Raw genomic sequence first — 22101 nt, 5'->3', positions numbered from 1 at the left:
TGAGCGTTGGGGTTGCCTATTGGCAGGATGATCAAGTGTGTTCTCACTTTTTCCCTCTTGGTGCCCGTTCCCTTGGTTAGGGGATCTCCCCGGGGTCGCACCCCTGTTTCAAGTCTTCCGCTTTTTTATAAATATTCCGCTTCTGTATTAACCATATCCCTAGACGTTTAACCTTTGAGGGTCCTCTTTATAGATCGGGGACACTCTTTTCAAAAAATATTTAGCATTTCTTTGCAATTTGTAACATTGTGAAAAAAATATCATTGAATTCTTCTATAGTTAATTTTGATTTTTTCTGATGAGGGCTTAGACACAAACAGTGGTATATATAGTAATACCGCTAATTGAGAATAATTGACAATTGCCAAAAAAATTGTTAACTATTTTTAACTAAATTCAAAAATCCCCTGAAGCAAGACCTATTATCTTCTAAGGGAGGTATCCGTTTTGACGTAAATTCAGAACAGGTCCTTGCTGCCGTTAGAAAGCAGTGATTAGAAAAGTGCTTTCTTATCCATAAAAATAAAACTCCCCTAGGGGTATTAGTCGTTCCTTGTCTAGAGAGGAGATTCCTCATGCCACTCGAGGTCGATAAAGACCCGGTACCAGCTTCCTTTGAGAAGTGGGGTAAGCCAGGTCATTTTGATCGAACCCTAGCGAGAGGTCCCAAAACCACCACTTGGATTTGGAACCTTCACGCTAACGCTCATGATTTCGATAGTCATACCAGTGACTTAGAAGACGTTTCTCGCAAAATTTTTAGTGCACACTTCGGTCACCTAGCCGTTGTCTTTGTGTGGTTGAGCGGCATGTACTTCCATGGTGCTCGTTTTTCCAACTACGAAGCATGGCTGAGTGATCCCACTACTATTAAGCCCAGTGCTCAAGTGGTTTGGCCTGTGGTTGGTCAAGGCATTTTAAATGGCGATGTTGGTGGGGGCTTCCACGGCATCCAAATCACCTCTGGTTTCTTCCAGCTGTGGCGTGCTTCCGGTATCACCAATAGCACCCAACTGTACGCAACAGCTATTGGTGGTCTGGTAATGGCAGCCCTGATGCTATTTGCTGGCTGGTTCCACTACCACAAGAAAGCTCCGAAACTGTCATGGTTCCAGAGCGTGGAGTCGATGATGAACCACCACTTATCTGTGCTGCTGGGCTGCGGCTGCCTAAGTTGGGCAGCTCACCAGATCCATGTGTCTTTGCCCATCAACAAGCTCTTGGATTCTGGGGTGGCTCCTAGTGAGATTCCACTGCCCCATGAGTTCTTATTCAATCAGAGCTTGATGGCAGATCTTTATCCCAGTTTTGCTCAGGGCATAACCCCCTTCTTCACCCTGAACTGGGGCGTCTACTCTGACTTCCTCACCTTCCATGGTGGTCTCAATCCAGTAACCGGTGGATTGTGGTTGTCAGATACCGCTCACCATCACTTAGCTCTAGGAGTCCTATTCATCATTGCTGGCCACATGTACCGTAATACCTACGGTGTTGGTCATAGCATGAAGGAAATTCTAGAGGCTCATAAGGGTCCGTTCACTGGCGAAGGACACAAAGGTCTTTATGAAATCCTGACTACGTCTTGGCATGCCCAGCTAGCGATTAACCTAGCCATGGTAGGCTCTCTGAGCATCATTGTGGCTCATCATATGTACGCGATGCCTCCGTATCCGTACATTGCCACAGACTATGGTACTCAGCTGTCCCTATTCACCCACCATATGTGGATTGGTGCCTTCTGTATTGTGGGAGGTGCAGCCCATGGTGCTATTTTCATGGTGCGGGACTATGACCCAGCCAAGAATGTGAACAACCTATTAGACAGGGCTATCCGTCACCGGGATGCAATTATTTCTCACCTGAACTGGGTGTGTATCTGGTTGGGTTTCCATGCCTTTGGTCTGTACGTTCACAACGATACGATGCGGGCTTTGGGTCGCCCTCAGGATATGTTCTCTGATACGGCGATTCAGCTACAGCCAATCTTTGCCCAGTGGATTCAAAACATCCACAACCTAGCGCCGGGAGGAACTGCTCCCAATGCTTTGGAAACCGTTAGCTATGCCTTTGGCGGAGGCGTTGTAGCAGTAGGCGGTAAAGTGGCAATGATGCCGATTGAGCTGGGTACTGCGGACTTTATGGTTCACCATATCCATGCCTTCACCATCCATGTCACTGTACTAATTCTGCTCAAAGGGGTACTGTTTGCCCGTTCGTCACGTCTGATCCCCGATAAAGCTGAGCTAGGCTTCCGCTTCCCCTGCGATGGTCCAGGTCGTGGCGGTACCTGCCAAGTATCTGGTTGGGATCATGTGTTCCTAGGCTTGTTCTGGATGTATAACTGCATCTCTGTGGTTATTTTCCACTTCAGCTGGAAGATGCAATCTGATGTCTGGGGAACAGTATTCCCGGATGGGACTGTGTCTCACATTGCCAATGGCAACTTTGCCCAAAGTGCGATCACCATCAATGGCTGGTTACGGGACTTTTTGTGGGCACAAGCCTCAAATGTAATCACATCTTACGGCTCAGCTCTGTCGGCATACGGCATAATGTTCCTAGCTGGTCACTTCGTCTTTGCCTTTAGCCTGATGTTCCTATTTAGTGGTCGTGGGTACTGGCAAGAACTGATCGAATCCATCGTTTGGGCCCATAATAAATTGAAAGTAGCCCCATCGATTCAGCCTCGTGCTCTGAGCATCACTCAGGGTCGGGCTGTGGGGGTAGCTCACTACCTCCTGGGAGGAATCGTCGTTACCTGGTCATTCTTCCTGGCACGAATCCTGTCAGTGGGATAACTGGTTACCAGGAATCGATGCCAAACCTTGAGTGGGATACCATAACCTGTGTCTCGCCTGTCGATACCCTAAGCAACCTGGAACTTCGGTTCCAGGGAGTTAATTAACAAAAAACAATGAGCAGCATGATTGCATAAGTCTCATAGGTCAGCGAGGAGAATTTCCTTAAAGCATATGGCAACAAAATTTCCAAAATTTAGCCAGGACCTCGCTCAAGATCCGACAACACGTCGAATCTGGTACGGGATTGCCACAGCCCATGACTTTGAAAGCCATGATGGCATGACCGAGGAGAATCTATATCAAAAGATTTTTGCTTCTCACTTCGGCCATCTTGCAATCATTTTCTTGTGGACTTCTGGCACCCTGTTCCACGTCGCCTGGCAAGGTAACTTTGAAGAGTGGATTAAAGATCCTGAAACTGTCAAGCCCATCGCCCACGCGATTTGGGATCCCCAATTTGGCTCAGGGGCAATTGATGCCTTCACCCAAGCTGGTGCTTCTAACCCCGTAAATATCGCCTACTCTGGTGTTTACCACTGGTTTTACACCATTGGCATGACAACCAATAACCAACTGCATGGTGGTGCCATGTTCTTGTTATTGTTGTCATCCCTATTACTGTTTGCAGGTTGGTTGCACTTACAGCCTAAGTTCCGCCCCAGCTTGAGCTGGTTCAAGAATGCAGAGTCTAGGCTGAATCACCACTTGGCAGGTTTGTTGGGTGTTAGCTCCTTAGCTTGGGCAGGTCACTTGATTCACGTGGCTATCCCCGCATCTCGCGGACAGCACGTTGGTTGGGATAACTTCCTGAGTGTCAAACCCCATGCAGCTGGATTAGGACCTTTCTTTACCGGGAATTGGGGAGTCTATGCCCAGAACCCAGATACCGCTGGACACATCTTTGGTACCTCTGAGGGTGCAGGGACAGCGATTCTGACCTTCTTGGGTGGCTTCCATCCCCAGACTGAGTCCTTGTGGCTGACCGATATCGCCCATCACCACTTGGCGATCGCAGTGATCTTCATCATTGCCGGTCATATGTACCGCACCAACTGGGGTATTGGTCACAGCATCAAGGAGATTCATAGTGCCCACAATCCTCCGGCAGGTACTCCCTTTGGGGGCATGTTAGGTGAGGGTCACAAGGGTCTATATGACACCATCAACAACTCTCTCCACTTCCAGTTAGGGTTAGCTCTGTCCTGTTTGGCTGTGGTCTGTTCCTTGGTAGCCCATCATATGTATGCGCTGCCGTCCTATGTTTTCATAGCCAAGGATCACACCACCATGGCAGCACTGTTTACTCACCATGAGTACATTGCTGGTTTCCTGATGGTTGGAGCATTCGCTCATGGTGCCATCTTCTTTGTGCGGGATTATGACCCAGAGGCTAATAAGAATAATGTGTTAGCCCGGATGCTGGAACACAAAGAAGCTCTGATTTCTCACTTGAGCTGGGTAACTCTGTTCTTAGGTTTCCACACCTTAGGACTCTATGTCCACAACGACGTCGTGGTTGCTTTCGGCACCCCCGAGAAGCAAATCCTGGTTGAGCCAGTATTTGCTCAGTTCATCCAAGCGGCTCACGGTAAACTGCTATACGGCTTTGATACTCTGCTGTCCAATCCCGATAGCTTAGCTTCTGGCGCTGGTGCAGCTTACCTACCTGGCTGGATGGATGCCATCAACAGCGGAACTAACTCCCTGTTCCTGACCATTGGTCCTGGCGATTTCTTGGTACACCATGCGATCGCTCTAGGTCTGCACACCACCACCCTGATTCTAGTCAAGGGTGCGCTGGATGCCCGTGGTTCCAAGCTAATGCCCGATAAGAAGGACTTCGGTTATGCCTTCCCTTGTGATGGTCCTGGTCGTGGCGGTACTTGCGACATCTCTGCTTGGGATGCCTTCTACCTCGCCATGTTCTGGATGCTCAATACCCTAGGCTGGTTGACCTTCTACTGGCACTGGAAGCATCTGTGCGTCTGGCAAGGTAACTTGGCTCAGTTCAATGAGAACTCTACTTATCTCATGGGCTGGTTCCGGGATTACCTGTGGGCTAACTCTGCTCCGTTGATCAATGGTTACAGCCCGTTTGGAACGAACAACCTTTCTGTCTGGGCTTGGATGTTCCTATTGGCACACCTAGTTTGGGCAACTGGTTTCATGTTCCTGATCTCGTGGCGTGGTTACTGGCAAGAGCTAATTGAAACTTTGGTCTGGGCACACGAGCGTACTCCTCTGGCTAACTTGGTTAGCTGGAAGGATAAGCCTGTTGCGCTGTCCATCGTTCAAGCTCGTCTGGTTGGTTTAACCCACTTCACGGTTGGTTATATACTTACCTACGCGGCATTCTTGATTGCCTCGACAGCTGGTGCGTTTGGCTAATGGTTGCTGAAACTAGCTTTTTAGGTATTTGAATTGTAGGTAATTAATTGAAATCTCCTGCCTTCCGGTGGGGGATTTTTTGTTGTTTACCAAAAGGGATTGACCGTAGGTCACGCGACGCGAACGCAGATTAGGAACAGGAAAACAACCCGTGAAACCCTGATTATTGGCGTTGCTGAATAATGGAATGATTTGAAAAGTTTTGTAGAATGGGCATCTTGCCCGTTCGATATCTTGTGGAGCGGGCAGGATGCCCACTCTACTCCGATTCATTAATTGATTCAGCAACGCCTGATTATTTGCTAAGTTTTCCATCTAGTGAATAAACTTTCATGGCTTGGTAGCCCAAAAAAACTAGCGCTATATATTGCCTCAGTGATTATCATCGAAAATAATTTTGACAAAAAAAATAAAATGTCGTTTTAAAAATACAACTAGTGAATTATTTAAGTAAGCAACTATATTGCTTCGTGACTAATTAGCCCAAAATATCCTAGTTAACGTCAGTTAAAACATCAATGCCTCCCCTAGGCAAGCCAGTGGTATTAGCACAGGATTCAACAAACTAAAAAACCGGAATGAAACAAAATCAAGCCATTATTCAAGTAAAAGGATTACGACAGTATTACGATAAATTTGCTGCTGTCAATGGCATTGACTTTGAAGTGTATCCCGGCGAGATTTTTGGCTTGATAGGTACCAACGGTGCTGGTAAAACATCCACAATAAAAGCTTTAGCTGGGGTACAAAAAGTAACGTCTGGAATGATTCGGGTCATGGGACAACCACCAGCAATGGTAAGGTCATCCCTAGGATACTTAACACAACAGTTTTCACTGTATTCCGATTTGAGTGTGGAGGAAAACCTCCGTTACTACGCTAAAATGCGTCGTCTACCCGAGGAAATCTTTCAATCTCGCCGAAAGCAGTATCTCCAATGGTTAGCCCTTAAGCCTTTTGCTGATAGATTAGCAGGACATTTATCAGGGGGAATGAAGCAAAAGCTGGCTCTATGCTGTGCATTGATTACCCAGCCCCAAATTCTACTGTTGGATGAGGTCTCTACTGGTATTGATGCTGTCTTCCGCCGTGAGATTTGGAGCTTTTTAGCAAAAATTGCTCAGCAGGGAACTACTATTGTGGTGGCAACCCATTATCTAGATGAGGCAGAACGGTGCGATCGCGTTGCCTTAATCCACAACGGCACCATTCAACAAATCGGACCTCCAGAAGATTTGCGTGCCAGTATGGAATTATCTTGTTTTGAGGTGGTGCCTGAGGATCCAATGTTGGCATCGGGGCCAATTTTTGCCGCAACTGAACAGGCTTTGCAAAATGCGATCGCTAGTAACCATACTCCAGTCGTAGATCTCAAACCCCTGGGGGATCGCATGATGGTTTTTGTGAGCAAACAGGCTATCTCTGCAGAGGAGGCCATACAACAAATATTACATCTTCACCAACTGCCCTCAGCTCGGATACACCCTGCCAATCCTACCCTGGAGCATGTCATGGCCAATCATTTGCAGCGATCCTCAGGGGTAAAGACAAGTTTTCCAGGGTTGTTCTCTACAGTGTCCCAGAGATCTTCACCACCCTATAACTCAGCTTCTAATGTTAATTGGATAGTGAAGGTTGATCAGGTCAGCAAGGTTTATGGTAATTTTCAGGCCGTGCGATCGCTAAGCTTTACTATTAGTCGAGGTGAAATTTTGGGACTGCTGGGGGCCAATGGTGCTGGCAAAACGACACTAATGAAGCTCCTATGTGGTCTACTGCGTCCCAGTAGCGGAAAAATTTGCTACACATCTGAGCATTTGCTCCCCTATTCACCCTCAGTAAAGCAAAGAATTGGCTACATGAGTCAGAAATTGACGTTGTATCCAGACTTAACCATCCTAGAAAATTTGTCTTTTTTTGGTCGAGCTTATGGAGTTCCTCGTCAGCAACGTAATGCTCGCATCGATTGGATACTTCAGACTTTTGGCTTAACCCAGTCCGCTAATCAACGGGTTAGAAATCTATCTGGGGGGAATAAACAGCGAGTGGCTTTCGGAGCTGCTATTCTACACGAGCCAGATATCCTGTTTCTAGATGAACCTACCAGTGGCATGGATATTCTGGTGGGACGGCAGTTCTGGCAAATTCTTCAGGGGTTTGCCCGCCAAGGTACAGCGATTGTTGTCACTACCCACTCTATGGAAGAGGCGGAATACTGTACTAATCTGCTGTTTATGCGGTTGGGAGAGCTAATTCTGCAAGGGTCTCCTGCCGCTATCAAAGCCCAGCAAACCGGTACCCTCGTCGAAATTTTGTCTGCCTCTCCCAAAAACACCCTGTATAGCTTAGAACAACAATTTGAGCCTTGGCGCATGGTATTTATGGGCGATCGCATCCAGATGATTCTGGATCAGCCGTCAAATATCTCCCAGCTACAGGATTATCTAGCTTCGGTAGAAGTTGAACCTCACCAAATCACTCCCATCCCCTTCTCCTTAGAAGCAGCGTTTCTCAACATTTCACAACATCCTAAGAAAAGGTAGCGCGATGGACAGGATTTTGGCTCAGTGCATCAAAGAACTGGCGCAATTTCGTCGCGATCGCCTAGGGGCAGCATTGATCTTTTTGTTGCCTTTAATGACCATGCTGATTTTTGGCTTTGCCATTCGCCTTGAAATTAAGGATGTACCATTAGCCGTTAGAGATTTTGACAATAGCCCCCTCAGTCGAGCCTATATTGAGCAGGTTTTTGCCACTAATCAGTTTAAGCCTGTAGCAGCTACCACAACCGATGGCATGGACTTGCTTGATCGGGGCATCGCTCAAGCAATAGTGGTTATTCCTCCCAACTTTTCACGGCAATTGAAAGGGGGAAAAATCAATGCCCTCCAGGTCATAATCGATGGCACAGATGTGAACAATGCTCGGGTCATCCAGAACAGCCTTCGTGCTACCACTCAATTTTTCTTGGAAAAACAGGGTTTCCAGACTCAGCGTCCCGATGTTTTCGCTCATACCCGTATCTGGTTTAATCCGGGGCGAAAAGAATCTCTTTTTATTGTGCCGGGTGTTTATGCCGTCATTTTATTTAGTTATCCTGGTTTGATAGTAGCAATGGCGGTGGTACGGGAGAAAGAACAAGGGACGTTAGTTCAGGTCAAAGCATCAGGGATTAGTGCTTGGGAGTTTCTTCTGGGGAAGGCTTTGGCCTATGTACTGATTGCCATCGGCGAAGCGGTGCTGTTGATGGGGTTGGGGGGGTTGCTGTTTGACCTTTGGCCAGTAGCAAATCCTTGGCCGCTGCTAGTGGGCACTGGGCTGTTTTTGATGGTCAGTGTGGTTTATGGACTGGTAGTTGGCGTTTATTCCAAGCAAGCCTTGGTTGCTGTGCAGAGTGTTATGAATACTGGACTTTTAATGTCTACCTGGCTGTCAGGTTTTATTTACCCTGTGGAAAATATTCCTTGGCCACTGTCACTGGTTGCCAATGTCGTGGCAGCTCGTTACTATATTGAACTCACCCGAGATGCATTTGTAGTAGGTGTGGGCTGGCTTCGTATTGGCCATGTTATTCCTATTCTATTCCTGCTGACAATTGGAATGTTCATGTTATCGTGGTGGCGAATTCGGCAGAGATAGAAAACCGTAATCAAACATGGCGAAGAGTAAGCTCGGATTTTTCCCAGGTCGAGGTGTTTGGGCAGTTGTTCTCAAGGAAATGACCAATATCTTCCGCGATCGCCAGCTTATTACCACAATTGTCTTGGTACCAGTGTTTTTCGTAATGTTTTACGGCTTTGCCCTTAACCCCAGTGTTGAACAGGTTAGCTTAGGGATAGTGGACTATGCCCAGTCCTCAGCCAGTCGAGAGCTGATTGCAACCCTAACGACGAGTGATGTAGTTGTTACTAGGGTGCAGACTTTGGCAGAAAAGAATTTAGTGCGATCGCTACTGGCAGGAAAAGTCAAGGTTGCCCTTGTAATTCCGCCAGAGTTTGATCGCCAACTCTCTCAAGGTAACTTAGCTGAGGTGCAAGTCCTGATTGACGGTGTTGATGCTAATCGAGTCGGTATTCTTCGGGGTTATCTCAGCCAGATCGTCCGTCAGTATCGCTATCGTAATCACAATTCCCCTGAATCTTCCCTGATTAATCTACAGACAACTATTTTATATAACCCCGGACTGGTGAGCAGTTGGTATTTTGTGCCGGGGGTATTGGGGGTAATTTTGACGGCAATTAGCACTTTTGCAGCTTCCTCCACCATGACAGCAGAAAAAGACTATGGCACTTTTGAACAACTTTTGCTTACTCCCCTACTTCCTTGGGAAGTGCTTCTAGGCAAACTGCTTTCCATTGTGGGGATTATCCTAGTCATGGTGTTGATGGCAACCGGCTTTAGCCTGGTTGTCTTTGACCTACCATTTCGTGGTAGTTGGCCAATGTTTATGACTAGCACAATTGTTTATATTGTGCTGACATCTGAACTAGGACTAATCTTAGGTCTGCTAAACCAGAATATGCTACAAGCATTCCTGACCACGCTTTTTATTAATTTGCCTCTAGTGCAGTTATCTGGAGCTTACACCCCCATTGAAGCTATGCCTCCTTTGTTTCAAGGATTGACCCTTCTAGATCCACTGCACTATTACATCTTTATTCTGCGTAGTGTTATAGTAAAAGGAATTGGGTTTGAGATGTTGTGGCAACCCTTACTTTTACTGGTGATAATAGCCGTAGGATTGTTTATCTTATGCTTGTATCTTTTTAAATTGCAAAAGTATCATAATTAACCTGAAATCGGGATTGGCAAGATAGATAGATTAGCCACTTATTTTTAGTGAAATAGCATGAAAAAATTAATTATTAAACTTCTGACAGCAGGTATAAAAAATAATTATTATCAACCAACTGAAGAACTATCCTTAGAAAATGCCATTGCTCAAATTGATCACTTTTTTGGTCGCGATAGCATGTTAAAAGAATTTGATGCCGATATTACGGTTCCTTACTACACCCAGAGCGAGTTAGGTTATCGTCTCTATCATTCCGCTGAAGATGCCATTCACATGGCATTAAATTTTGATGGTGTTTTTAACGTTGATGGCTACCAAGCTCAACCTCGAATTGTCGCTGAACAAATCGATAAGCTGGGTGCAACGAACGTTCTAGAAGTGGGTTGCGGCAAAGGATTTAATAGTCTATTTTTAGCTCAGCAATTTCCCAGCGTTCAATTTGTTGGCATCGATTTAACACCGTCGCATATCGCCATAGCTAATCGCAAGGTAAGGGATTTTACCAACTTAACTTATCAAATCGGGGACTTTAATTGCTTAAATTTCCCGTCACAATCATTCGATCTGGTGTTTGCTTGCGAGTGTCTGTGTCACGCACATCAACCCCGCATCACCCTAGCTGAAATTTTCCGCATCCTCCGTCCGGGGGGAAAACTCGTTATTTTTGATGGTTATCGTCAAGCTAAACTGGAAAGTTTTTCTCAAGAGTTACAAACCTTAACTCAACTTACTGAAATTGGCATGGCAGTGCAACATGGTTTCTGTGAACTTGAAGATTGGACTGAGGTTGCCAAAAATGTGGGTTTTTCTGTGGAAACAAGAGAAGACTTAACCTTTGCCATACAACCAACTCTTTTGCGCTTGCAATCGCTGTCACTACTTTTTTTTAAATCTTATTGGCGGTCAAAAGTTTTAACTTTTTTACTGCCAAAATACCTGGTTAGAAATGCTGTCCCAGGTCTATTAATGCATTTTGCTTTTAATACTAACCAAGGTTCTTTAGGATATTATAAATTTATTTTAAAGCGATAGAAAATGGTTAAAAAAATTACGATACGAAACTGATATAAGGCTGGGGGGGTGACATACAAGCTAAAATCCTTACTGAGTAATGAATTCAGCCCATCATTTACTTAAGGTGCGCTTTCCGCATCTAATTATTAAATTCGCCACGGGTCGCACCTAAAAGATACATGCTATTGTGGGCGCGACCTTGGACGTAGTTATAAGAGTTTGAGCTTCCAGAAAATCATTCGTAGGGTCAATTTGGGACTTTATCTTCCCTGAGATAATTAGCATCAAAGCCTTATATAGTAAGCTTTTCAGGGCTCAGGTCACCCCCTCAGGTCACCCCCTCAGGATAAATGTCGGCTATATGACTACTATAATTGTGATTAATTAGCCTTCGATTCAGTAATAATTTCGGCATCGGCTGGCATCCCTGGTTTAGCAAACCCCCCAGGATTATCAATAGTGATTTTAATCCCAAAGACTTGTCTCACCCGATCTTCCCGAAAATAGATATTCTCCGGAGTAAAGGATGCTTGACTATCAATAGTAGTCACTGTAGCACTTAAAGGTTGATCTGGGTATGAATCAAGAAATACCTTAGCTTTCTGTCCTACTCGAATTTTGCCAATATCTCCTTCAGGAATGTATCCTCGTAGATAAACATTGTTGGGATCGATCACCGTTAAGAGTGTTTGACCAGCACTAACTATTTCTCCCGGTTCAACTAGACGAGTAATAACCACACCATCAATGGGACTGGCAATTTCCAGATCACTTATTTTGCTTTTAATCTCTTGTTGGAAAGCTTTGGCAATCTCAACTTCAGCTTTAACCATAGCCAGTTGTAAACGAGCCTGGGCTAACTGAGTTTGTAATCTGCTCAGTTGAGCGTTGATAATCTCTGGGTTGAGAGTAGAGGTTTGGGCTTGTACTAACTGACCCTGTGCTACATTTACTAATTTGCCGATAGCATTAACTGATGCTTGACTTGCTTTAACAGTTGCTTGGGCTTTTTCAAAAGTTGTCTGAGTTTGGTCAAATTGTTGTTTGCTTACGGCTCCCTGTTCCACCAATTGAGCAAAGCGATCGCGATTAGCTTTTGCTAAGTTTAATTCAGATTGAGCTTCTTCTAACTTAGCAAACGCTTGATTAAGTTGAGCAATATTAGCTGCAACTGATGCCTCAGCTTGTAAGACTTGACCTCTGGTATCTTCTTGTGCTTTTTTGAGATTTAGCTGCACCTCCAGAATCTGACTTTCGACTAAATTGATTTGCAGACGGGCTTTAAGTTCCTGTTGCTGAGCAGAAACTAAACGAGCAGTAGCACCTTTTAACTGAGCTTGAATTTCTTGATCGTCAAGCCGCACAATGTTCTGATCTTTGTTTACTTCTTTCCCTTCCTGCACAGCTACAAAATTAACTCTACCTCCAACTTTCGTCCCAATATCAGTTTCGTCCCCCTCAATCCGACCACTTAGTGGGATTGTTCTATCTTGGGATGTTGATACAAAATACTTGCTTGACACAGCTATCCCAGCTAGGATTAAACCCAATAGGCTCAGTAGTAAAGGATAAATTTGCCGCTTCGGCTTGATAGTTTCCTGATTTTTGGCATTTTCTTGATGATCTAAAAATAGAGATTTATCCATAAAGACTTATTTTTTTTGTTTCTCATAAATACATCGGGGCTAAAATCCTAACTTATTGATAAAATTTCCAAGCAAGCCCCTCCTCCATGGGAGAAGCAAGACCTTTAGCCTTGAACGTTAACATGTCTGACAAGTTTCGTATCAGTCACCCTAGTAGGGGGCTAATGGTGCTTGTTTAACCGATCCTATTGAAAATTTTAACCTTCTGCTTTCTAGGGCACCAGACCTAAGCAATGAGGATGCGCTGAAGAGATTACAACTCCTTCAACACCAGTTAGTCTAAACTCCATAATCATGAATTATATAATCAACGTTATTGGTTAAAAAATGACTTATATGACCATATAATTACTGACTATTGGTTTCGGGTGCATCTCATTTTTGTTGTTTGACAAGGTGGTGCGTTACGGGGCGGGCTGTCTAAAACCTGGCTACGAGGCGGAAAATGAGGCCCCCCCTACCCTAACACACCCTACGCAAATTTTTTACAAATATGAGATGCACCCTTGGTTTCAGACATCATCTTAGGGGATATTCAGCGATCAACACTCAACACTTAACAATCAATTTTCAAACACCAAATCCCCTGCGTCAACCCGGAGATTACCTATTTTCCAACCTAGAGAAATTGGTCCATTCCCATTAACTGGTTTGTACAGATCAAGGTGTTTTGACCAGTCATGTTTTATCCCATTTCGCGTCAGACTTGGCAAGTCATTTTTAGGATTGTAGGTCAGTTTAAGACTCTCACCAGTGCTACCAATCCACTGCACTTTACCTATGGCAATTTCACGTAAATCTAACTGACTTTTTGTCTTAACTGCCTGTTTAAAATCCTCATAGTTACCATGAGATTCCTCCTCTCCTACTTCTAGAGCAAAGCCAGCATAGCTATTGCCTAGGGGTGTTGCCTTCAGAGTTTTTTCCTGACTATAGAGCTGGGCAAATTTCTGGTTGGGTATAGCCACCTCAGTATAGGTATCCAAATTAATCGAGCGAATCGCTAACCAGGTTTTCTCCAGTTTAAAGAACCAAATCCCATCTTCTATTTCTGCTTGAGCCGTCTTAGGTAATTGGAAAAAGAATGGTCTATCCGTAGCTGGTCTTAACCAAAGAACTAGGTTACGGTATTGCCCAACTTGGTCTCCCTGATGTTTTCCTGGCTTCACCCAATCACCACCAGTATTAGCAACAAAATAATCCACACCCCGCTCTTGATTGTATGCCATTAGCTTGAATGGTCCGACATCACCATCAGGGAATTCACCCGCCAAACTCGCCAACTGATAGGTATGACCAAAGAAGGTGGTTTCCCAATATCCTGGTTTATCCTCACCTCCAGCTTTCCAATTTTCGTAGACTGGTTTACTCGCCAGGATTTCCACAGGCTTCTGAAACTGCTTACGAGCTAACTTTACCACCGCCTGGGGAGGTCGATAGGCGCTAGTAATTACGTGAATTACATCCCGTTCTGGCTTAGGATTCACTAAGGTAACATCGCCAAAATAAAGCCAGAACAGACGGGCAGCACTGGCTCCGTATACCACATTACTTTTGCCGTAATCCCGCTTAGTCGGTCCGCCAAAACCACCTCGATAATATTTCACTGCTGCCGCCGCTGACATCCAATCTAGAGCCGCTTTCGCCAGTTGTTTCACCTCCGGCTCCTTCGCAAAGTCGTAGAGATTTAGATAAGCCGCAAAGGTGTGACCATGGTAAGTCTCTGAATCCCACTCTCCCATACCAATGTTGTAGAGCGCCCAGACATAGCGCTGAATTTTCTTTTTATACAGACGCCTAGTCTCTTCATTTCCGGTTTCCTCCGCCATCAGATAAACGGAAATCTCTCGCATTGCCCGGAGATTGTCCGTGTTGCGTCCATCCACCCAACCTCCTCGCACATCCGGTCCCCAACCATCACCACCTTTTCCCTTACCATAAATGGGGTGAGGACGCCCGTTGGGGTCTGTTTCTGTCCAGGTTTTAGCACCGTCAAACATTCGCTGTTTGTAGGTCGGGTCGAGAAATTGCCCAAAGAAGAAGTATTTTCGGATTTGTCCTTTGAGGGTGAAAGCGTAATAGTAGTCAATACCCTCAGTGTGTTGGTTATCTTCAGCTTGGGCATCTTCTGATTGCAGAAACTCTAGGGCTTTCTCCCGATTGCCAAAAATAAAATCAAACATGGCATAGGGATAAGACCGCTTCTCATTTTCCCCGTAGTTGTTGCCATAACCTTTACCACCGTAATACTGAATTGCCTGGTTGGCTCGCACCCAGAATTCCGATTCCAATTCAGGAGTCCACTGATTCCTATACTTGGTCGCAATCGGTAAGGGTTCAATCTGAATTAGATCAGTAACAGATCTGCTAATCACTGGTTTAGCCTCTAGCGCTGGTGTGGTCGGTATAACTTGGTGGGTACAGCCCAAGACAGCACCAGCCACCAAGGAAGCTACTAGTAAGTTACGAGATTTCGGAGATTTCACCAGATTTCACCAGTTGTAGCGATTGGCCTCAATTCTTACACAACAACCAAAACAGTACACCTGAGCGTCAACCCTAAATTAAACATCGGCACTTCAGAATTTTTAATCATGGGCAATGGGGCTCAGAACCCCCAGGGATTGAGAAATTCAGGATATAGTCATGTTCGATTTACTATTTGCTCGCAATTTGGCCACTACACTAATTATACTCACTGTCTTCATTCTTGGCTTAGACAAGTTGTATCGGCAGGATCAAAACCCTGGAAAACTCCAAAGGGTTCAGCACATGGAACACGCCCTTCGAGTCTGATTTGCGCTCAAGGCAACTCAATTCCGTTGAGATTCCCTGAACTAGGTGTGGAATAGGAGCCAGTTCCCTAGTTCGACCCAAGTTACTGGTTTGTCAGATCGCTGTGAATATTAGTAGACAAGAGCCCTATAGTAACCATGGATAAGGCAAGTACGTAATTATTCGTAGGCCACTATTGCGAGTGGCTCAGAGATTTCCGAGATTTTGCGGATACGGTTTACTGTCATTTCCGATTACTGTTGTATATGGTAGTTTTAACCTTTTGCTGCATCCCCCTGGGGCACCCAACCGCCCATCAGGGGTTTTTTGTATTGAGTGTGGCTAAATTTTATCAGTTATAGTATGCTGTAGTCTTAACCGTAATTGAAGGAGAGCGCAGTGGGGAGTAGGAATCGGGTTTTGATAATGTCTAGATTAGGCTAACCGTCGCCACCCAGTCTTATCCCCTAAACTCAAGGTCTCCCAACGTTACTACACTTTTAATAATCGGCAAAAAATTCAAGCTAGGCTAGTATTAGCCTGGGCAATACCTAAATTTTTCCAGATAAAGGACAATTGATTTTAAGCTTTTTAAGTTTTGTAGCCCTATAACTTAAATTCAAAGGTGACATAGTTTTCGATTATTTTTTCCAAAACTATTATATTTATATATAAAATTATTTGGATATTAACTATTAACATAACACTCAGAAATTAGTAAAAAATACTTGGCATTGGTTTGATTATTTTCACATAATTGAGTATTGATTGAATTTTTATTAAAGTTTTAAAAAAAAAAAATTAAAAATATTCTGTAAATCCTGCCATTAAAAAAAGCAAAAAACAACTGATCTAGAAATCCTAATTGAAACGTGATAAACATCAACAGGAGGATGGGTGGATTCTTCCCCATCTTCCCCATCTCCATAAATCATCCCCCTACAGGTGCAACGCTCCAGATTTATCTGTGGGGAGTCGTCAAAGCTAACAAGTTCTGATGGTACAAACCGCACTAAAAACCGGAATTACGGGCTTGCTCCATCAATTGCTCAGCCCTACGTCCCCACTGGGGATTACCTTGGCTATTGTAAAGGTCTCTAGCATACTGCAAGACTTGCAGAGCATCACTAAACCGGTTTTGGCGCAGAAATACTACACCAGCAGCATAATAGGCATTAGCGTAATTCGAGTTAGCTACCGCTGCTTGCTGGAATGCTGCCAGAGCACCATCCAAATTTCTCTGACTAAATAAAATTCCCCCGATATTGTAGTGGGCTTCGGGGTATTTGGGATTGATTTTGATCGCTTGCTCAAACGCCTTTTTTGCCTCCTCCAGCTTCCCCTGTTGCCTATAAATCAGTCCTAAATGATATGGCGGTTCGGGAGCATTACGGCTAAATTGCATTGCTTGTTTAAATGATGCGATCGCTTGTGCGGGTGTTCGCAACTTGGACATAACTAGACCCATGTTATAGTGAGCAACACCAAGTTTAGGGTCAAGTTCCAGAGCTCTTTCTAGATATTCCCGTGCCTGAGACAAATTCTTTCCTTCCAACAGGGCAGCCCCTAAATTAGCAAAGGCTAGAGCAAATTCTGGATCGGTCTGGGTCGCCCGATAAAAGGCATCGGCTGACGCCTGCAATTTTCCAACCTGCCGCAATGCTAGGCCCAAGTTGTAGTGTGCTGGTGCTAGCTTGGGATTCAGTTGGGCGGCCTTTTCAAACGCCACGATTGCTTCAAGTACCTTACTCTCTTGAATTAATGCCAGTCCTTGGTTAAGTTGCTCGAGGGCTGCGGGTTGAGTTGGTTTGAGTGCTGGGAGATACTGAGACTGGGCGATTAGTCTACCACTGTAACGGTAAGGGCGAGTAAGGGGATGATGTCTACTCAGTCTCCCTGGTGAATCATTCAGATGATCTGGGTTAACCCCTAGGGCATGGGAAACTAGTGGCTGTGTCAGCACCAACAGCCAACTGACTCCTAGGAAGAAATAGCTTCTAGTAGTGACTTTTCTGTTAAAAAACATTAAGTTGAGTGGGAATAAATTTTGCTTAAGATTTTTTAAACATTTTTTTTTATAGTTGTTACGTGTATTCATATTTTTTGAAAATTAGTGACCTAGAGTTATCTTACTTAACAGTTTTAGTAGTTTACATTACAAGACATTGCAAGTTCGATCTAGATCAAACCAAAATAAGTTAATCTCACAACCAGATAACGTTGATCCCATCTCAACAAAACTTACGCATAAACCAGTAGTCAGGAGATAAGTAGGTAGGATGAGCAGGTAAGAGAAGCGTTGACGTATGGCACGTTTTAACCAACTCACCTCGCTACCAGATCATCCCCTTCAAGCTCCGCTTCAATGCATAAGTCCAATTGAAATAATTTGGGGGTAAATTATGAACGGCAAAGCGTGTAAAGCCACCCGTAATGTGGCAATTGTTGGTCCGTATCTCAGTGGGAAAACCACTCTACTCGAAAGTTTGTTGTCCGTTACTGGTAGGATTTCTCGCAAAGGCACAGTAAAGGAAGGCAACACCGTCGGTGATAATGCCACCGAGGCCAGGCAACGCCAAATGAGTGTGGAGGTAACTGCCGCCAGCACCGAGTATCAAGATATCTGCTTCAATTTTATAGACTGTCCCGGTTCCATTGAATTTGCTCAAGAAACCTACAACGCCTTAGTTGGTGTGGATGCGGCTGTCGTGGTTTGTGAACCAGTAAGCGATCGCGTCCTCACCTTAGCACCCTTATTCAAATTTCTCGACGACTGGGAAATCCCCCACTTAGTCTTTATTAACAAAATGGATCGGTTTGAGTTGACCGATGATGCTAATGGTAACTCCTTACGGTCCGTCTTTGATGCCCTCAATTCAGTTTCCACTCGCCCCTTAGTACTGCACCAATACCCCATTGGTAAGGGAGAACACCTCACCGGGTTTATTGATTTAGTCACCGAACAAGCTTATCTTTACCATCCTGATGCCCCAGCTGATCCGATCCCACTGCCAGAGTCATTGAAAGAGGCAGAACAGCAAGCACGCACAGAATTACTAGAAACCTTAGCAGATTTTGACGACCACCTCCTCGAAGAACTACTAGAAGAAATCGAGCCACCCCAAGAAGAAATTGTCCAAGACCTGAAGATGGAATTGGGGGCCGACTTGATTGTACCTGTATTTATGGGTGTTGCTCAGCAAGATTATGGTGTTCGCCCCTTGATCGATGCCCTACTGCGAGAATCACCAACCCCAGAAACCACTGCCGAGCGTCGCGACATTGCTGGTGATGAATCAAGCACAGTGGCACAGGTACTCAAAACCTATTACACTCCCCAAGGTGGAAAACTCTCCCTAGTGCGAGTGTGGCAAGGGAAACTAACCGATGGCATGGTCTTTAACGGTGTCCGGGCCGGAGGCTTATACCGTATGTTTGGTCACCACACTCAGTCAGTTTCCCAAGTATCTGCTGGTGACATCGTTGCCCTGGGACGCTTAGAGGGCATTAAAACTGGTGACACCCTGACCACTGATACGGGTAATCCAGAGATTAAATTACCAATAGCTGAGGGAACCAAACCAGTCTATGCGTTAGCCATTACTCCTGAGAAGCGCAAAGATGAGGTTAAGCTGAGTGGTGCCTTAACCAAGCTGCTGGAAGAAGACCCATCTCTGGTGTGGGAACAACATGGAGACACTCACGAAATCATCCTATGGGGACAGGGAGATATTCATCTTCAGGTTGCTCTAGACCGGATGAGCCGCAAATACAACTTACCGATGACCACTCACTTACCCCGAGTGCCTTACAAAGAAAGTATCCGCAAATCCACTACCTCTCATGGGCGCTACAAGCACCAAAGTGGTGGTCATGGGCAATATGGTGATGTCTACCTTGATATCCAACCCTTGTCTCGGGGTGAAGGGTTTAACTTCTCGGAAACCATTGTCGGTGGGGTGGTGCCAAAGCAATATATCCCTGGTGTGGAGATCGGAGTAAAGGAGTACTTGTCCCACGGACCCTTAGGCTTCCCAGTGGTAGATGTGGCTGTGACTCTAACCAATGGGTCTTACCACTCCGTAGATAGTTCGGAACAGGCATTTAAACAAGCAGCACGGCTAGCTATGACCGGTGGTATGCCCGATTGTGAGCCAATGTTACTTGAGCCAATTATGTCTGTTGGGGTCTATGCACCTCAGGAATTCACCTCTAAGGTGCTGCAATTGATCACCGGTCATCGGGGTCAAATCCTGGGCTATCAGACCTGTTCTGATTGGACAGGATGGGATTGTGTTTCTGGCTATATCCCCCAGGCAGAAATGCAGAACTTGATCATGGAATTGCGATCGCTTACTTTAGGGATCGGTTTCTTTAATTGGAGCTATGACCATCTCCAGGAAGTGCCAGGTAAGCTAGCTGATCGGGTGCTGGCAACCAGCAATGGTAATGGTAATGGTAATGGTAATGGTAATGGTCGCAGCTAAGTTAATGGTTTTAGGGGTTAGGTTTTAGGTAAGCATATGCGCGTAGCGCATATGCTTACGGTTTTAGGTATTGGGTTAATGGTTAATGGTTAATGGTTAATTTCTAGTACTTAAAGCCTAAACCGATCATGGCTAATCCCTAGCGAGAGGCTACCCGCTGGAGTTTTTCAATAAAAAAGGGAAGGATCAAAATTAGTAGTTTGATTGGCCAAGGAACAAAAAATAGGCTGACAAACAGACAGATTAAGGCTGTTATAGCTGCAGCCACTTTGACGATTTCTTCAGTAGTCTTAACGCAAAGGTAAATGGCTACTGAGGCGATCATCAAAGTCATCGATAAGGGTATAAGCATAATTATTACCTCAAGTTTTTCCGCCATAATTACCTAACCTAGCATCAGGGTTATGGAAAACATAGCAGTTGAGTCAGGTCGCCCCGTCTAGGCAACAGGGGGGTGCTGACCATCCAACACTGCCAATTAGCAGAACGTGATCCCAGATTATTCTCCTAGAGACTACACGATTGAGAATGGGATTTTCGGATACTTATCTAAATTTTCCCACCTTGGGGTTGGTTTGATTCACCTCAAGATGCACCTCAAGTAGCGGCTCCTAGGTCCCATCTCATGGTGCTACAGCAGCAAAGCCTGGCAACGATGAAGCCAATCCCTTGTGGAGTCGGAGTAGAGCGATTGGCCGTAGGCCACGCGGGGCGCGTTCGCTTGATTTTGGTATTAAAGCGATCATGCTATCATGCTTAATCTCAGGGCAATTGGAGCGTGCCATTGAGTTTAGCTTGGCTTCAAGAAATATTATACATAACCTACACATAAATCATACGTTTAGCTAACGCGATTGGCCGTAGGCCACGCGGGGCGCGATCGCAAACTTTCGTCAGCCTTACTAAAGATGTAGGCTAACGGAATTTGATATAACACACCGAACTCTTGACTAGCTCCTACCCCATCGAGACATTAATCATTTTGAATAACGAAGTAGGCGAAGCCAAAGAACGAAGCAATTAGGATTTCAGCAAAAGGGCTATCATCTTTTGGTTTGCGTCTACCCATAATTTTGATTACTGAACCGGTAGTCTAGCAGTTTTCTATGGTTATATCACACTCAGGTTAGCCGCCAAGAATCATGTAGGGTGCAAAGTAAATGGCAGTGCTTAACTTACAATACCTGATCGATATTCAGGAAGGATTAGGATTTGCGGAACAATTAGTGTTTTCCAACACAGGGCAATCTCTCAGTGATATCCAAAGAGCAGTTTTGCAAAAATCCTGGCAAGGGCAACGCAAAACCTATGACCAGATCGCTCAAGAGTTAGGCTATTCAGCAAGTTATATCAAGCAGACCGTTGCCCCTAAATTATGGAAACTGTTCTCAGAGGCACTAGGGGAAAAAGTTAGTAAAACCAACTTTCGTAGTGTACTCGAAAGACGACAGGTCAATCAAGAATCGAGTCATACTCAGGAGCTGCTTGGGGTATTGAAACAGGGACTAGAGCCTTACGAAAAAGGGAAGGTGGAATCTACAGCTACTGAACAGATATCAAATGTTTCTTTTCCGAACCATCCCCAATCCCAAATCCTCAATCCTCAATCGCAGCAGTTGGAGTTACCAGAGGGAAGAGTTCCTTTAGCTTCCCGATTTTATGTCGAGCGAGTCCCCTATGAATTCAGGTGTTACGAAGAGATTGTTAAACCAGGAGCCTTTATTCATATTAAAGCACCCAGACAGATGGGGAAAACATCCCTGATGGTGAGGATTCTGGCTCATGCAGAAACTCAGGGTTACCAAACTGTGCGTTTGAACCTTCAGCCTGATTTAGCCGTAGCCTTTGAAGCAGTGGTTAGGGCAAAAGTTCCAGTGGCCTTGGAACAGGTACAGGCATTTAAGCTTTACAGTATGGGACTGGTGAATTGGTCAGACAATCAAGTCATGGTTAGCTGCAATTTGTATCAGCGATACTTTAGCGTTCGCTTTCATAGCCATAGCGCTACGGGCTGGGAATAGGCAAGAGGCATGCTAGCAATAGAAAAGCCAAGTTTGACAAAGCTTGTAGCAATTTATCCCTCACCATTATTTGTAAATACCCAAGCGCGTATTGCTATAATAATCGGAAATATTGCTATATAATCGTTACGGTTCAAGGCCCCCCGATAGCCTGCAGAACTTAAACAAATATCT

General features: G+C 45.0%; 13 protein-coding genes. 8 read left to right on the top strand and 5 right to left on the bottom strand.

The features are described from left to right. Positions 1-575: 575 nt before the first annotated feature. A complete protein-coding gene (gene psaA / locus F6K51_RS01540) occupies positions 576-2798 on the top strand; it encodes a photosystem I core protein PsaA (protein ID WP_293017523.1) in 2223 nt (740 codons plus the stop codon). Between the two features lie 174 nt (positions 2799-2972). Further along, complete coding sequence (gene psaB, locus F6K51_RS01535) at positions 2973-5189, top strand: photosystem I core protein PsaB (RefSeq protein ID WP_293017522.1); 2217 nt, start codon at positions 2973-2975, stop codon at positions 5187-5189. 12 nt (positions 5190-5201) lie between these two features. On the opposite strand, the gene F6K51_RS01530 is transcribed toward psaB, so the two are convergent. Further along, entirely contained in the window at positions 5202-5504 is a 303-nt protein-coding gene (locus F6K51_RS01530) for a hypothetical protein (protein WP_293017521.1), read from the bottom strand. 263 nt (positions 5505-5767) lie between these two features. Here F6K51_RS01530 and F6K51_RS01525 point away from each other — a divergent pair, with 263 nt between their 5' ends. Genes F6K51_RS01525 through F6K51_RS01510 form a run of 4 tightly spaced genes read left to right on the top strand, consistent with a single transcriptional unit; the run spans position 5768 to position 11016 of the window. Next, positions 5768-7732 carry an ATP-binding cassette domain-containing protein gene (locus F6K51_RS01525; RefSeq protein WP_293017520.1) on the top strand — a complete coding sequence of 655 codons (1965 nt, stop codon included), beginning with the start codon at positions 5768-5770 and terminating at the stop codon, positions 7730-7732. Between the two features lie 4 nt (positions 7733-7736). After that, positions 7737-8828 (top strand): ABC transporter permease, encoded by a 1092-nt coding sequence (locus tag F6K51_RS01520; RefSeq protein WP_293017519.1) that lies wholly within the window; start codon positions 7737-7739, stop codon positions 8826-8828. Positions 8829-8844: 16 nt separating this feature from the next. Then, positions 8845-9981, top strand: a complete 1137-nt coding sequence (locus F6K51_RS01515; RefSeq protein WP_293017518.1) for an ABC transporter permease — start codon at positions 8845-8847, stop codon at positions 9979-9981. A 57-nt stretch (positions 9982-10038) separates the two neighbouring features. Beyond that, positions 10039-11016, top strand: a complete 978-nt coding sequence (locus tag F6K51_RS01510; RefSeq protein WP_293017517.1) for a class I SAM-dependent methyltransferase — start codon at positions 10039-10041, stop codon at positions 11014-11016. A gap of 362 nt (positions 11017-11378) precedes the next feature. Here F6K51_RS01510 and F6K51_RS01505 read toward each other — a convergent pair whose 3' ends face one another. The 3 genes from F6K51_RS01505 to F6K51_RS01495 form a co-directional block, all read right to left on the bottom strand. Continuing rightward, the gene (locus F6K51_RS01505; RefSeq protein WP_293017516.1) at positions 11379-12644 is read right to left on the bottom strand and encodes an HlyD family efflux transporter periplasmic adaptor subunit; all 1266 of its coding nucleotides are present in this window, start codon (positions 12642-12644) and stop codon (positions 11379-11381) included. A gap of 563 nt (positions 12645-13207) precedes the next feature. Continuing rightward, entirely contained in the window at positions 13208-15130 is a 1923-nt protein-coding gene (locus F6K51_RS01500) for a hypothetical protein (RefSeq protein WP_293017515.1), read from the bottom strand. Between the two features lie 1301 nt (positions 15131-16431). Then, positions 16432-17517, bottom strand: a complete 1086-nt coding sequence (locus F6K51_RS01495; protein ID WP_365939890.1) for a tetratricopeptide repeat protein — start codon at positions 17515-17517, stop codon at positions 16432-16434. A gap of 304 nt (positions 17518-17821) precedes the next feature. Between F6K51_RS01495 and F6K51_RS01490 the strand changes: the two genes are divergently transcribed. Beyond that, positions 17822-19906, top strand: coding sequence for an elongation factor G (locus F6K51_RS01490; RefSeq protein ID WP_293017514.1), 2085 nt, complete (start codon positions 17822-17824; stop codon positions 19904-19906). A 139-nt stretch (positions 19907-20045) separates the two neighbouring features. Here F6K51_RS01490 and F6K51_RS01485 read toward each other — a convergent pair whose 3' ends face one another. After that, on the bottom strand, positions 20046-20258 hold the full coding sequence (locus F6K51_RS01485; protein ID WP_293017513.1) for a hypothetical protein: 213 nt from the start codon (positions 20256-20258) through the stop codon (positions 20046-20048). 808 nt (positions 20259-21066) lie between these two features. On the opposite strand from F6K51_RS01485, the gene F6K51_RS01480 reads away from it, so the two are divergent. Continuing rightward, on the top strand, positions 21067-21927 hold the full coding sequence (locus F6K51_RS01480) for an AAA-like domain-containing protein (protein ID WP_293017512.1): 861 nt from the start codon (positions 21067-21069) through the stop codon (positions 21925-21927). Positions 21928-22101 lie beyond the last annotated feature (174 nt).

The sequence above is a fragment of the Moorena sp. SIO3I8 genome, from assembly GCF_010692325.1.
Classification (GTDB): domain Bacteria; phylum Cyanobacteriota; class Cyanobacteriia; order Cyanobacteriales; family Coleofasciculaceae; genus Moorena.
The sequence above is the reverse complement of the archived record's forward strand: the minus strand, read 5'-3'. Positions and strand labels throughout refer to the sequence as shown.